Source organism: Paenibacillus sp. CF095, from assembly GCF_900101225.1.
Lineage (GTDB): Bacteria > Bacillota > Bacilli > Paenibacillales > Paenibacillaceae > Paenibacillus.
In genome coordinates, this window is sequence record NZ_FMZN01000005.1 from 301371 (window position 1) to 315250 (window position 13880).

Annotated in this window: 15 protein-coding genes and 1 rRNA gene; 15 read left to right on the forward strand and 1 reads right to left on the reverse strand. The window is 46.5% G+C overall.

Annotation, left to right across the window (positions count from 1 at the left end; genetic code table 11):
• The first annotated feature begins 446 nt into the window (after positions 1-446).
• The 7 genes from coxB to BLS69_RS27525 all read left to right on the forward strand — a co-directional run bounded on the left by coxB (position 447) and on the right by BLS69_RS27525 (position 6414).
• On the forward strand, positions 447-1499 hold the full coding sequence (gene coxB, locus BLS69_RS27495) for a cytochrome c oxidase subunit II (protein ID WP_047840266.1): 1053 nt from the start codon (positions 447-449) through the stop codon (positions 1497-1499).
• Positions 1500-1570: 71 nt separating this feature from the next.
• Positions 1571-3421, forward strand: a complete 1851-nt coding sequence (gene ctaD / locus BLS69_RS27500; RefSeq protein WP_371129104.1) for a cytochrome c oxidase subunit I — start codon at positions 1571-1573, stop codon at positions 3419-3421.
• On the forward strand, positions 3418-4044 hold the full coding sequence (locus BLS69_RS27505) for a cytochrome c oxidase subunit 3 (protein ID WP_091038337.1): 627 nt from the start codon (positions 3418-3420) through the stop codon (positions 4042-4044). The genes ctaD and BLS69_RS27505 overlap by 4 nt, the downstream gene beginning before the upstream one ends.
• A 3-nt stretch (positions 4045-4047) precedes the next feature.
• Positions 4048-4368: a cytochrome C oxidase subunit IV family protein gene (locus tag BLS69_RS27510; RefSeq protein WP_036613178.1), complete on the forward strand. Its 321-nt coding sequence runs from the start codon at positions 4048-4050 to the stop codon at positions 4366-4368.
• A 108-nt stretch (positions 4369-4476) separates the two neighbouring features.
• The gene (gene ctaG / locus BLS69_RS27515) at positions 4477-5400 is read left to right on the forward strand and encodes a cytochrome c oxidase assembly factor CtaG (RefSeq protein WP_091038339.1); all 924 of its coding nucleotides are present in this window, start codon (positions 4477-4479) and stop codon (positions 5398-5400) included.
• Positions 5401-5435: 35 nt separating this feature from the next.
• Positions 5436-5900: a DUF420 domain-containing protein gene (locus BLS69_RS27520; protein WP_036613174.1), complete on the forward strand. Its 465-nt coding sequence runs from the start codon at positions 5436-5438 to the stop codon at positions 5898-5900.
• A gap of 142 nt (positions 5901-6042) precedes the next feature.
• On the forward strand, positions 6043-6414 hold the full coding sequence (locus tag BLS69_RS27525; RefSeq protein WP_091038341.1) for a hypothetical protein: 372 nt from the start codon (positions 6043-6045) through the stop codon (positions 6412-6414).
• A 121-nt stretch (positions 6415-6535) separates the two neighbouring features.
• On the opposite strand, the gene BLS69_RS27530 is transcribed toward BLS69_RS27525, so the two are convergent.
• Positions 6536-6865, reverse strand: a complete 330-nt coding sequence (locus BLS69_RS27530; protein ID WP_091038343.1) for a hypothetical protein — start codon at positions 6863-6865, stop codon at positions 6536-6538.
• Positions 6866-7078: 213 nt separating this feature from the next.
• On the opposite strand from BLS69_RS27530, the gene BLS69_RS27535 reads away from it, so the two are divergent.
• The 8 genes from BLS69_RS27535 to BLS69_RS27570 form a co-directional block, all read left to right on the forward strand.
• Positions 7079-7792, forward strand: coding sequence for a hypothetical protein (locus BLS69_RS27535; RefSeq protein ID WP_091038344.1), 714 nt, complete (start codon positions 7079-7081; stop codon positions 7790-7792).
• 89 nt (positions 7793-7881) lie between these two features.
• The gene (locus BLS69_RS27540; protein WP_091038380.1) at positions 7882-8271 is read left to right on the forward strand and encodes a GntR family transcriptional regulator; all 390 of its coding nucleotides are present in this window, start codon (positions 7882-7884) and stop codon (positions 8269-8271) included.
• A 15-nt stretch (positions 8272-8286) separates the two neighbouring features.
• Positions 8287-9183 carry an ATP-binding cassette domain-containing protein gene (locus tag BLS69_RS27545; RefSeq protein WP_091038346.1) on the forward strand — a complete coding sequence of 299 codons (897 nt, stop codon included), beginning with the start codon at positions 8287-8289 and terminating at the stop codon, positions 9181-9183.
• A 20-nt stretch (positions 9184-9203) separates the two neighbouring features.
• On the forward strand, positions 9204-10106 hold the full coding sequence (locus BLS69_RS27550) for an ABC transporter ATP-binding protein (RefSeq protein ID WP_036668607.1): 903 nt from the start codon (positions 9204-9206) through the stop codon (positions 10104-10106).
• Positions 10099-11394: an ABC transporter permease gene (locus tag BLS69_RS27555; protein WP_091038348.1), complete on the forward strand. Its 1296-nt coding sequence runs from the start codon at positions 10099-10101 to the stop codon at positions 11392-11394. The genes BLS69_RS27550 and BLS69_RS27555 overlap by 8 nt, the downstream gene beginning before the upstream one ends.
• A gap of 78 nt (positions 11395-11472) precedes the next feature.
• Positions 11473-11748 carry a hypothetical protein gene (locus BLS69_RS27560; RefSeq protein ID WP_091038350.1) on the forward strand — a complete coding sequence of 92 codons (276 nt, stop codon included), beginning with the start codon at positions 11473-11475 and terminating at the stop codon, positions 11746-11748.
• Positions 11749-11939: 191 nt separating this feature from the next.
• Positions 11940-13160 (forward strand): TraB/GumN family protein, encoded by a 1221-nt coding sequence (locus BLS69_RS27565; protein WP_091038351.1) that lies wholly within the window; start codon positions 11940-11942, stop codon positions 13158-13160.
• A gap of 538 nt (positions 13161-13698) precedes the next feature.
• Positions 13699-13880, forward strand: a 16S ribosomal RNA gene (locus BLS69_RS27570); the annotation flags it as partial.

The window sequence follows — 13880 nt, forward strand, 5'->3', positions numbered from 1 at the left end:
GGTTTTCCATAAATTCTGATCTTTCTTTTGCATAATAGCACATGTTTTCAATGTGAGAAAAATCACCAATAAATCGAGTTTTATCACCGAAATTTGGCAAAAATTTTCAAATGTAGAGTGTAATACTTTTAACTGAAATCGTTTGCAAATCAAGTTGTAGAGCGGTTTTTTACATAAAGTGAACAATTTGTGAACATGTGTCCAAAGATTGACAAAATCATACCCTCAACTTATATTTAATAAGTGATTGAAGCATATAGAATGAATTGGAAGAATGCGCAGACATGCCCTGAGCAGGAAATCACGGGAGTACTGGAAGCGTTATTTTTGTAAGCGTTCTGTATGATGAAGAGGATTATGCGTATCGTGCTGAAACGTACCTTTTGTTGCCTTTCTACCGAACGACAACGGTAATCTACGAAAACGTAAAAAAGTGGGGTAGATCAATGATGAAACAGTGGCAGGTTGCAAAGCGAATTCTCCCCTTGCTGGCGGTGTTCTCTTTGCTGCTATCCGCATGCGGGCGGGAAGACTTGTCGGTAATGAAACCTCAGGGTCCTGTAGCGCAAGGCCAATATGATCTGATGAAGTTATCCATCGCGATTATGATCGTGGTGCTCATCATTGTATTTGCCATAGCGGCCTATGTTCTGATCCGGTTTCGTAGACGAGCCGGGCAGACTGAGATGCCCGAACAGGTTGAAGGTAATTTCAAGCTGGAAGTAATCTGGACAGCCATTCCGTTATTGCTGGTTATTGTTCTGGCAGTACCGACGGTCCAAACGATTTTTGCCCAAGGCGAAGATCTGTCCAATGACAAAAACGCACTTAAGGTCCAAGTCACCTCACATCAGTACTGGTGGGAATTCACTTATCCTCAATATGACGTAACCACCGCTCAAGATCTCATCATCCCGACCGGAACAAAAATCGCATTCGAATTAAAAACCGCTGACGTGCTTCACTCCTTCTGGGTGCCGTCACTTGCGGGCAAAATGGACACAAACCCGGATGGAACACTTAACAAGTTCAGTTTCTCTGCACCGAATGAAGGCGTTTACCGCGGTAAATGTGCCGAATTATGTGGCAGATCGCATGCTTTCATGGAGTTTAAGGTAAAAGCAGTGAGTCAGGAATCGTTTGACAGATGGGTGAACCAGATGAAAGCACCCGCAGTCCTTCCTGAAGACACTCAATTGGCCGAAAAGTTCAAAACAAACTGCCTTTCTTGCCACGCTGTTGGTGATCAAGGTGGACCGGTTGCACCTAACCTGACGGGAATCGGCGGCAAGGAATCTGTCGCAGGCATTTTGCTGAATTCTCGCGAGGGACAGGAAGAAGGTAGTCCGGTACTGGATAACATGAAAGAATGGCTCCATGATCCACAATCCGTGAAGCCGGGCAATACTATGCCGAATCCCAAAGATCTTGGGTTGACGGATGAAGAAATCGACGGAATTGCCGAATATCTGGCCAACTACAAATTGGACTATGAATAGAACAGCAAGGACGAAGAAGGGGGTACACAACCTTGGCTCATGCGCATAGCGTCAAGAGGTACAGGGGCTTGATGGATTGGATCACCACCGTCGATCACAAAAAAATCGCCATTCTCTATTTGGTTGCGGGTGGATTTTTCTTTGGAATCGGCGGCATTGAAGCCATTTTGATTCGGATTCAACTGATGAAGCCTATGAATGATTTTGTATCGGCACAGGTCTTCAACGAATTGATTACAATGCATGGAACAACGATGATTTTCCTTGGTGTCATGCCACTTATTTTTGCCATTATGAATGCTGTCGTACCTTTGCAGATCGGGGCACGGGACGTTGCTTTCCCGTTTCTTAACGCGCTGGGTTTCTGGACATTCCTGTTTGGTGGATTGTTGCTGAACCTGAGCTGGGTTATGGGCGGAGCACCGGATGCGGGCTGGACCTCATATACGCCGCTTTCGGGCAGTGAGTACAGTGGAACGCACGGTGTGGATTTCTACACCATCGGCCTTCAGATCGCGGGTCTGGGAACGCTCATCGGGGGCATTAACTTTCTCGCAACGATTATTACAATGCGTGCTCCAGGCATGTCCTACATGCGGATGCCGATGTTTACATGGACGACATTTATTACATCTGCCATTATCCTTTTTGCTTTTCCTGCCATCACGGTAGGGCTTGTACTTTTGACGTTTGACCGTATACTGGGAGCGAATTTCTTCGATGTCGCAGGTGGCGGTAACCCCGTACTCTGGCAGCACATCTTCTGGATCTTCGGGCACCCGGAAGTATACATTCTGATTTTGCCCGCATTTGGGATTATCTCGGAGGTTATTCCGACCTTCTCGCGTAAACGGTTGTTTGGATACAGCTCCATGGTATTTGCCACCATCCTGATTGCCTTCCTGGGCTTCATGGTATGGGCGCATCACATGTTTACAACAGGTCTGGGTAATGTAGCCAACGCGCTTTTCTCCATCTCCACGATGTTGATTGCCGTACCTACCGGGATCAAAATCTTTAACTGGCTCTTTACGATGTGGGGTGGACAGATCCGCTTTACAGCGGCAAATCTGTTTGCTGTTGGATTCGTTCCAACCTTCGTTATGGGTGGCGTTACAGGCGTCATGCTGGCATCTGCTCCAGCGGATTTCCAGTTCCATGATACGTACTTTGTTGTAGCCCACTTTCACTACGTTATTGTAGGGGGACTGGTGCTCGGCTTGTTCTCGGGACTGCATTACTGGTGGCCGAAGATGTTCGGACGTATTCTGAGTGAAACACTGGGCAAATGGACGTTCTGGACGTTTATGATCGGTTTCCAATTAACGTTCTTTGTACAGCATTTCCTCGGTCTGATGGGGATGCAGCGCCGGATCGTTACATACTTGCCGAATCAGGACTTTGACCTGCTTAATCTGGTCAGCTCCGTCGGTGCGTTTCTAATGGGTGTTGGGGTTATCATGTTCCTCGTGAACATCGTAATCACAATGAGAAAACCGGCTGGCGCGCCAAACGATCCGTGGGAAGATGGCCGTACACTGGAATGGTCTATTCCATCTCCGCCGCCGGAATATAATTTCAAGCAGACGCCGCTGGTACGCGGAATTGATGCATACTGGAAGGAAAAAATGGCAGGACATACGGAGATGACACCGGCAGAACCTGTAGGTTCGATTCATATGCCTTCAGCAACGCCGTTGCCGTTTGTAATGTCAGTAGGTATCTTTATCGCCGGACTTGGCTTGATGTTCAGCAAGGATGAATTTGGTAATGCATTTATGAATGTCATTTTCAACAATTATATTGTAGTTATTATTGGTCTCGTAATCACATTTGGCGCAATGGCACTTCGTTCACTTTATGATGATCATGGCTGGCATATTGAACCGGAGGATCAGGATGAGAAGGGGGCTAGAACATGACAACCTCACATGCCGAACCGGTGAACAACAAATTGCCGCATGAACCGGAGAAAGCAACGCTTGAAGGCCGTAACAAGCTTATCGCCTTCTGGTTGTTCCTTGGCGGCGAGACGGTACTGTTCGGTACACTCTTTGCTACCTTCCTGGCTCTTCGTGGCCAAACCAATGATGGACCTACGGCGAATGAACTGTTCCACCTGCCACTCGTGGCCGCTGCAACGTTCATTCTCCTGGTCAGTAGTTTGACGAGTGTATTTGCGATTCAGGCCATGCATAAGGGCAAGCGAGATGCACTGGCGTTGTGGCTTGGCATCACGGTAGTACTGGGTATGGGATTTCTCGCACTGGAAATTTACGAGTTCTACGAGTATGTGAAACATAAAGAGTTTGGAATGACCACGAGTGCATTCAGTTCAGCATTCTATACACTCGTCGGGTTCCACGGAGCCCACGTTGCTTTTGGTATTGTGTGGATAGGGATCATTATCGGTCAGCTGTTCAAAAAAGGATTGACGGTCGTAACCGCACCTAAAGTATACGTCTCCGCAATGTACTGGCACTTTATTGACGTGGTCTGGGTGTTCATCTTTACGGTCGTGTACCTGCTCGGAAAGGTGGGGTAGCACATGTCGGCACAGGATAAGACAGATCAACAGCCTGTGAAACACCGTCACCGGACGGAAGGGCCACAGAAACACGTCGTGGTGTTTATCTTCTCCATTATTCTCACGCTGATTGCGTTTGCGGCTGCTTCTGCCGGAGGGGTCAACACAACCTTTATCATTATTATTTTGCTCGTCATGGCTATTCTTCAAGTATTCGTTCAATTGGGTTATTGGATGCATTTGAAGGACAAAGGGCACTTGATGCCGATTCTATTCATGGCCTTTGGTTTTTTCGTAGCCTTTACGTGCATCATTATGGCACTCTATTGGGTCTGGTGGTAAAAGAGATGGCGGCGGCGCATTGCCGCCGTCTTTTCCCCTTTTTGGCGAATGAATCTTCACAAAGTAATGAAGGCAACAACCAAATCAGGTCACGGGGAGGTTTCCCGTATGCTCGGGTTGCAATACTTTAGCTTCAACGACTTATGGAGTCCGCTTATATTGGCTTTATTTCTGATCATTGCTGCGGCGTATTTGGTGCTTGTGGGACCGTTAAGCGAGCCAATAAAGGATGCAGAACCTGCGACTGCTGCACAGAAAATCATGTTTATTACAGGACTGTTTGTCCTGTATCTGGCTCAAGCTGGCCCATTTAATCTGCTTGGTCACGTAATGTTTAGCTTCCACATGGTGAGTATGGCGTTATCCTATCTGGTAGCGCCGCCGCTGATGATGAAAGGTTTGCCGATCTGGGTATGGCGCAGAATCGTACGCTGGTTGCCAACGCGCCAGCTATCGTTCCTGGCTCATCCGATCGTTGCGGCTGTGATCTTTAACGGGCTTTTCTCGCTGTATCACCTACCGATTGTACATGATTATGTCATGCTGAATTTTACCGTTCACCGGTTGTATTATATTGCACTGTTCATCACCTCGATGCTCATGTGGTGGACATTGCTGAATCCGTTGCCAGAGGGTAGACAAGCGTCGGGGTTATCCAAGATTGGTTTTATTTTTCTGAATATGGTACTGCTCACGCCTGCGTGTGGATTGATTATTTTTGCGTCCGAGCCGTTGTATCAGACGTACAGCAACCCGGCAGTATGGGCTGAAGCCATGCGGTATTGTGTGTCTGGAGATTCTACGGCGTTACTTCGCTCATTCGGTGGGCCTGCGTTCTTCAACTTCCTGTCTTCCGCGAAGGAAGATCAGCAGGTTGGTGGCATTGTAATGAAGTTTATTCAGGAAGGAATCTTTGCCTCCATGCTGGCTTATGTCTTTTTCCAATGGTATCGGAAAGAGAAGCAGGAAGATGATGATGATTCGTATCCTGCAGGGGGCGCAGGGGGGCCGCTCAATCCGGCTGCCAAATAATTAAGTCAATGTTCTGACAAGAGGGGGAACACACGATGGATATGTATTTTTGGCTACCCACGATCAGTACTTCTTTCATTGTGATTAGTGCAGTACTGGTGGGGATTGGATGGGTACTGATTATTCGGGGTAAACGTGAGGCTCATCAGTCCGCCATGGTAGCAGGTGCGATTGCAGCTCTAATTTTCTTTGTGATCTATATGTCGCGAACGGTGTTCGTGGGTAATACGGCTTGGGGCGGGGACCCGGATCTGGAGATCTTTTATCGGATATTTCTGATCTTTCATATTATCCTCGCTACCGTGGCAGCGATATTCGGCATCTCCACACTGGTCCTGGGGTTCAAAAAGAAGTTCGGAACACATCGCCGCTGGGGCAAGTTCACGTCCATGATCTGGTTCGGATCAGCGCTAACAGGTGTTGTCGTGTATGTTCTTCTATATCTCTTATATCCTGGTGGTCATACACGTCCCGTATGGGAAGTTATCCTCGGCGTATAAAAGTATAGATATAACCTCCGGCTACTTGGGCGTGTGTCACTATGACCTTCTGAAACTATGAAAATAGACGAATCTAGTAGACGATTCGTCCACGCTCCCTCTCTCATTCATTCATAGAATGAGTTTGAGAGGGGGAAAGTAAATGAAAAAAACAGTCAATGTCAGTCAAACGTATCCACGTCTCACGGTGTATTCTGAAGAGAACTACAGAGGGAGAAGCCGCATTTATCGTGGCAATACGGGGCTCCGCAACCTGGACAATATTTTGGATGGGGTGGAGAGCCTACGCTTTTTCTCAACAAGTTCGAATGCAACGCTGGTTGTGTTTACGCGTCCTAACTTTCAAGGTGGATTCCGTGTCTTCCGTGGCAACACCAACTTGAGAGATTTGGATGATCTGATCCGTGGCAATGATGTGGAATCCCTGATCTCCACCAATCAACGGTTAACGCTGGCTCAGATTCGCGCAATCCGCAGGGATCGCAGTCTGCCTAGTGGCTACAACCTCATTTAATCGTAAGACCTCTTCTGTAAACAGGTGCTAGAGAACGGCAAAGGGCTGTATCCGTTATTGTGTGTGTACACAATAACGGGTACAGCCCTTCTTTTGTGCTTGGGGAATTTCGTATATTCCCCTAATCCCCGCCACCCCCACTGTCGCCGCCGCCACTATCCCCACCACTGTCGCTGCTGCTACCACTATCGCTGTTGTGATGAGAATGTGTGTCTGATGAAGAATCCGACTCATGATGTTTGTGATCCGGTGTGTGTCTGGAATGTCGATCGTAGGAGTCATCTCCTGTAATGACCGGATATCCCGAAGCAGAGTCGGTATAACCGTTGTTACGACGGATGCGATGTCTCCCTTTTTTGGCAGAATGACGATGAGGCTCATCCCGGAGGACCAACCAGATAACGACAATGAGGAAAAGGAGGACAAATCCGATCTCTACCAGCCAATCCATAGCTGTAACCTTCCTTTCTTTGAATCGTGACTTTAATTTATTTTAACGTAAATTCGTACTGTGTCCCATCCCGTCTTCCTGATTCAGGAAATTTAAGGGTTGACGGGATGAGAATTCGGTCTGTATACTGTGTATATTGATATATACAGTAAACACAGTGAACACAGTAAGCAAGATGAGTGAGTGAATGACAGGTGAAAGGCAGGCAGGCATATGAACGAATGGAAGCAGGCGTGGTGGCTGACCCGCAGTCAGATGAGTAAGGATAAGCTCCAATGGCTATGGTCTGCAATATTCATGATATACACTGGCAGCATGAGCGGTGTGATGTTAGTAGGACAACAACAGACAGATTTCATTAATCCGGTGGTGGATGCCTTCTTTTTACTTATGTTGCCATTTCAAGGGTTTATGTTCTGCAGGCGCTCCTTCCGTTACATACATGAGGATTCCTATACGCAGATGCTGGCCTACTATCGCAGAATTCCTATCCCTGAACAAGCGGTGATGTGGTCCAGGTTACAGCAGTCTCTAATGGCGTTTGCTTACAACGGTATCTTTTTCTACGGATCGTTATATGTGGTTAACCTTCATTCCGAAGGATTCCGATGGGATCAATATCTGGCCTTTAGCCTTACCTGTACAGGTTATGGACTTGTGGTAACAGGATTGTATATTTACGGAGAGTTTCTGAACAGTGGCAAGAAATATTTGCTTCTCAGTACGCTTTTTGTACCAATCGCCATTGGCATGTCCTTACTGATTCGAATGTCAGGCAGTTACGGATTACGGCTTGTACTGGATGAAAGTAAATCATGGGGGCTACTTTCCCCGATCATGTGGATTGCTCTGGTGGCTGGCGTAGCGGGACTATGGCTGTTTAGTCGCTTGACGCTGAAGAAGCTGGTTCAACGGGATTTGAATTAAAATGAGAATTGAGCTTATGTACGAATACAGGATGAAACCGGCACGGTCAGGTAACAGACTGGAGTGTACCGGAGGGCGAGGTGCAAGATGTGAAAATACCCATTCAAATTAATGAAAATAGCGCTGAACCTTTATACCACCAAATTGAAAATCAGTTAAGATCGTTAATTATTACGGGTCAGTTGGGGGAGGGAACACATTTGCCGTCCATTCGTGAGTTCGCCGGAGCACTGAATTGCAGTGTTATTACGGTTAGACGGGTCTATCAGGATCTGGAGAATGAAGGCTTGCTTCGTACGAAGCAGGGGACAGGTACATTTGTGGCCCAGGTAGAAGCCGGCGACAGAGAGAATTATAGATTAAAGGCCGCACAGGAAGCGATGCAAGCAGCGGTGCAGTCTGGGAAATCGGTAGGCTGTACGGAAGAAGAGATGGAGAGCCTGTTCCGGGAAGTCCTGAAGGCTATTTACGCGAAGTAAGGGAGTGATTCATACGTGGAACCGATAGCAATCCAGTTGAACGGCGTATCCAAAATGCGAAAACGCAGAGTTATTGGCCCAATTGATCTGACCATCCCGGAAGGGTATATAGTCGCTATTCTCGGTCACAACGGTTCAGGCAAAAGTACCCTTCTTAACATGCTGCAGCAAGTGGTGCTGCCAGATGCTGGGCAGATTATATGGTTTGGTCAGGAACATGATGGGCCACTTCCCATTGAACTGAGACAACAGATTGGTTTTGTGGCAGATAACGCTGGTTCAGAAGAGAACCGAATAACAGCACAGGAAGCAGCCCATTTCCGGGCGTACTGGTATCCACGTTGGGATATGAAGTTGTTCGACCAACTGATTCATGATATGGAAGTACCTGTTGATGTGAAGCTGAACAAGATGTCCAAGGGAGAACGGCGAAAATTTGAGATTGCAGCTGCAATTGCAGCTCGCCCAAGACTATTGCTTTTGGATGAGCCTTCATCAGGACTGGACCCCTTTGCCTGGAAAGTGATGGTTGAGCAGTTCCGTACCTTCATGGCGGGGGGAGACACCACGATTCTGATTGCCACACATATTGCGGACGAAGTCAAAAGGCTTGCGGATTACATCGTATTGATGCACCGTGGTCAGTCGCTGGGGATGGCCGAGAAAGATATGGTGCTCGATCAGTGGAAAGAAGTCTGGTATGAAGGAGATTTAAGGCCAGAAAGTATTCCTGGTGTTGTGGAATCTTCTTTGGAAGAGGGAGGTCTGGTTCGCGTAATTACAACCCGGGTCAGCGAGGCGCAGGAGAGGTTGGAGCTGTCCAATAACCGGGTATTGAAAATCCGTAACTTGGAATTGGATGAAGTGCTGGCATTCTGGATTGCCGGGTATGCACCCGTACAGTGGAAATAACCGAAGGGAGACGATAAATGATGAACCGATTGGAATTGAAGCAAGTCGTCAAGCAATATGCAGACAAAACAGCCGTTAATGGAGTCACTCTCAATGTAAAAGAGGGAGAGATTTACGGACTGCTCGGAGCCAATGGTGCAGGTAAAACGACAACAATGCGCATGGTGCTTGGACTGATTCACCCTGACGGAGGGAACATCCTTTACAACGGCAAGCCCTATAATACGGAGCTGCAACAGATTATGGGTTATCTTCCGGAAGAGCGCGGATTGTACCCGAAGGTGAAAGTCAGCGAACAGATTAATTACCTGGCACGACTTCGTGGCATGAATGGTAAGGACGCAGATCAGAGCCTCAAGTACTGGCTGAATCGGTTTGAGGTACCTGAGTATTACGATAAGAAGATCGAGGAGTTATCCAAAGGTAATCAGCAGAAAATGGGCTTCATCGCGGCTGTAGTGCATAGACCGCAGATTCTCATCCTGGATGAAGCGTTCAGTGGACTGGATCCTGTGAATGTAGAATTACTCAAGTCCACCGTCAAGGAGTTGCGTGATGAAGGCACAGCTATTCTGTTCTCGACACACCGCATGGAGCATGTTGAAGAGTTGTGTCGTCAGATCACCATTCTGCATCGTTCCAACACGGTGGTACAAGGAGAGATCAAGGAGATCAAGAGCCGGTATCCGCGTGAACAGGTTTTCCTGGGTACGATTGGTAGTGTGGAAGGGCTCGAACAATTGTCTGGTGTGAAGAAAGTTGAGCGGAATGAGCGCGGGTACCTGATACATATTAGTCAGGTGGAAGCTGCTCAAGAGATTCTGAGAACAGCCATGACCCAGACGACAGTGGAACACTTTGAACTGAAGGAACCAACGCTTAACCAAATCTTTATTCGTGAGGTAGGTGAGTCGAATGAATAAAATGGGAACGATTACGGGTTTTACATTTAAAAACAAAGTTAAAACGAAATCATTCATGGTGACGACCATTGTACTTGCACTTTTAATTTCAATCGGACTCAATGTCCCGTATTTCATTACCTTATTTAATGGAGGTTCCATTGGTGGAGCTTCAAGCAGTAATCCTGTAAATATTGGTCTTCTGAGTACAGGGCAGCCTGAAGTTTCCGAGAAACTGGAGAGCTTCTCTGCGGCTCAAGGGGATCAGGCCTATCGATTCATTGCCAGCGGAGACAAAGATGAGGTGGCCCTTGCGGCGGATGTGGAAGCAGGGCTTACCGATGGTTATCTGAAGTTTGAAGCTGTTTCCGGGCAAGAGTTCCCGCAGCCCATTCTATATTCAGCAGAAGACGTATCACCTCAGATCATTGCATCCATTGAAGCGGCATTACAGAGTGTGAAGCTGGATGTGGTTGTGAAGGATGTACTCACAGCGGAGCAGAAGGAACTGATTACAACACCTGTGAAGCTCACCGAGCAAAGTTTGAGTACAGATGAGAGCGGAGCAGGTACTGAGTCTGAAGGTGCAATGAGCCCGATTAACTATATTGTGGTGTACTTGCTGATCATCCTGCTGTTTACCTCAACGATGATGACAGGTAACATGATTGCCTCCGAGATTACAGCTGAGAAGAGCTCACGTATTATGGAGATTTTGATTACGAGTGTATCACCGCTCAGTCAGATGTTTGGTAAAATCATCGGTATTTTCATGGTGGGGATGCTGCAAATCGGGATCTTCGGAGCGGTGGTTGCCGGAAATATCTTGCTGCCGCATAACCGTGCAGTATTAGGTGACTTCAATATGAGTCTGAGTGATGTGAATAGTGCAGTTATTGTGTACGGACTTATATTCTACATTCTGGGTTACTTCCTGTATGCCGTGTTGTTCGCTGCCATTGGTTCAATGGTAAGCCGTACTGAAGAACTTGGTCAGGCTGTTCTGCCGATCACGATGTTGTCGCTTGTTTCATTCTATATTGCGATCTTCAGTATTTCTACGCCGAACATTCTGTTGTTGAAAATCGCAAGCTTCATTCCATTCACGTCGCCGACCGCGATTCTGGTACGAATTGGCGCAGGAGTTGCGCCAACTTGGGAGATTCTAACGTCCTTAGCGATTCTCATTGTATCCATTATCATCTTCGGATGGCTTGCAGCGAAAATCTATCGCACGGGTGTGCTGATGTACGGTAAACGCCCAACCTTCAAGGAATTGTTTAAAGCCATGAAGGCATATAAGATCTAAGATAAATGGTGTTTTTTAAAAAAAGGGTCAGTGTGCGTGCGGCTGCTGTCATATTAGAACGAGTTCAGGAGAGGGTTAATGATCATGCAGCAGTTAAAAGGGTTCTTTATACAGTTCTTGAGGGAACCGCTGTGGTTTAAAGCACTAATTCTCTCTACACTGCTACTTTCCATTGTATTTAGTAGTTCAGCCTTTTCAGAGCAGGGCTACTACCAAAGCATCTCTAAATTAGCTATCGCTATTTTCTTCGTCGCATATGGAGTGAAGCTGCGGGGGAATCGGAAGATTGCTATAGCGTTCTTTTTCCTGGCACTGATCAGTATCTATTTATCATGGAATGGCTTGGACTTGTGAATATCTAGCATCGAACATATATGACGGTTTCGTATTTATTGTTTCTTATCTAAATGAGAGTAATGAAGGGAGAACGTGCTGCTCCGTTTGTGGAGTGGCACCAATTCCCACTTTTATCCGTAGTATCTAAGTATGTCTATTCTATTAAAAATTGGATTGGCAACTATATTCAATAAAGGAGATTACATAATATGAAAAATTGGAAACGCATGCTCTTATCTCTTACCATCTCGGCAGGTTTGCTCGCATCTGCAGTACCAGCTATGGCTGCTCCACAAGGAACTTCCGTCAAGGTTAATGACCAAGCTGTGAAATATGCTACAGGAGCACCAATCCTGGATAAAGGTACAACATTGGTTCCACTGCGGACTACGCTGGATGCTATGGATGTGAAGTTAACAACTGCGACAGATGATACGATCACGGCTGTGGTAGATGGCAAAACGATTACACTCAAAAGCAAGCTTACACGTATCAACGGTGTAACGTATGCGCCAATCCGCATCGTCGGTGATGCTGCGGGTTATGAAGTACGCTGGGATGCTGCAACGCGCACCGTGTTGTTGGTATCCAAAGGTGGAGCAACGGAAACTGCTCAAACCGGTGGACGCGGCTTCATGTGGGAAGTTGAAAGCAATGGCAATACGGTATATCTGGTAGGGTCCATGCATATTGCGGATGAGAGCTTCTATCCATTGCGTCCGGAGTTCGAAGAAGCCTTTACGGAAGCCGACTATCTCGGGGTAGAGATTGATATTAGCAAAGCCGCTGATGAAGAGCAGCAAAAGCTGGTTCTAAGTCTGGGTTCGTACCAGGATGGCACAACACTGAAAGATCACATTTCCAGTGAAACGTATACTAAGCTGGGCGATGTATTGAAGAAAAATGGTCTGGAGTCTAACGCTTTGGATGCATTTAAGCCTTGGGTAGTAGAGAGCACACTTGCAAGTTTGAAGTCCACCACAGCAGGATACGAAGCGTCAGCGGGAGTGGATCTGTATTTCATCCAGAAAGCGATCGAGCGCAAACTTCCAGTTATTGAGTTGGAGAGTTATCAATCTCAACTTGGCATGTTTAACGACTTTTCCAAAGAAACACAAGAGGAAACACTGAAAGCGACAATTGAAAACTTCGACGTGTTGGATAACAGTGTGAAAGAAATGGCTGAGATGTGGAAAACGGGTAATGACGAGCAACTGCTTGAACTGACAAACAGCTTCTCCACTAACGAGGAATATAACAAAGCAATGCTGGTTGATCGTAACATTGGTATGGCGGACAAAATCGATGGTTACTTGAAAAACGGCAAAGGCGAGGAGTATTTCATTGTTGTTGGTGCGGCGCACTACTTGGGCGATCACGGCATCGTGAAACTGCTTGAGGATAAAGGATATAAAGTAGAACGTAAATAAATATAGATTACTATAGAAGGTAACCCTTTCGTCTCGAATATAAGAGTTGAGAGGGCTACCTTCTTATATATAGAAGAAAGACAGATTAAATAAAGAAGATCAAGCTGTAGGATAATAGAATTGAACCTAGGAGTTCAATGTAGATTCATGGCCCTTAATATGGTTAGATTGTGGATTTGATATGTTTTGAAATTAACTCTTTACAAGTGTGTGTGTCGCATGGTATATTCTATTTCCGGCCAAAAAAAACACAAGATACACGGTGCGGCAAGCGAATGAAATAAGCTTCGAAAGAAAGTTAAAAAAAGAGCTTGCAAAGTTGGTTCGGACATGATATTATATAAGAGTTGCTGAAGAGAACAACATTCGGTAACAAAACAAGTTTGATCTTTGAAAACTGAACAACGAGTGAGTAAATATTCTGCTTGCAGAATGAACGCGAAAGTTTGAGACAAGCCTTGGCTTGAATCGGCTGGAGCACAAATGAGATTTTTAATCTCGTCAGATTCAAAATGAGCTTATCGCTCTTTTCAATACTTTATTGGAGAGTTTGATCCTGGCTCAGGACGAACGCTGGCGGCATGCCTAATACATGCAAGTCGAGCGGACTTGATGGGAAGCTTGCTTCTCTGATGGTTAGCGGCGGACGGGTGAGTAACACGTAGGCAACCTGCCCTCAAGTTTGGGACAACTACCGGAAACGGTAGCTAATACCGAATA